This is a genomic window from Oleiphilus sp. HI0117 (assembly GCF_001635235.1).
The window spans coordinates 1-367 of record NZ_LWGA01000181.1 but is presented as its reverse complement, the minus strand read 5'-3'; the positions used below and the strand labels follow the sequence as shown (position 1 = coordinate 367).

The 367-nt window shown below is 40.9% G+C and carries 1 protein-coding gene; it reads left to right on the top strand.

Going from position 1 to position 367, the window contains the following annotated elements; translation table 11 throughout:
• Positions 1-25 precede the first annotated feature (25 nt).
• Positions 26-367: phosphate-starvation-inducible PsiE family protein (locus tag A3757_RS02345; RefSeq protein WP_068739110.1), on the top strand; the 342-nt coding region annotated here is incomplete at its 3' end.

Genomic DNA, 367 nt, shown 5'->3' with positions numbered 1-367 from the left:
TACCTTATTAGATAGGACACTTAAGATGAAAAATGACACTGAAAGTATTTTGATTTCTCGTATTTATGTCTTGGTTCGGTACTGCGTCCGGTTACTCTCAATATTGATGGCTGTCGTTATTGTGATGGGCGTTATTGATGTTGGCTGGACACTGTATCAAAAGCTCATAACACCGCCGCTGTTTATACTCACTATCTCTGATATGTTGGCAACGTTTGGGGCGTTCATGGCAGTCTTGATTGCCATTGAGATCCTTATCAATATTACCGTCTATCTACGTGATGATGTGATTCATGTAAAGATTGTGATGGCTACTGCCCTAATGGCGGTAGCGCGAAAGGTGATTATTCTGGATTACAAAGAGGTT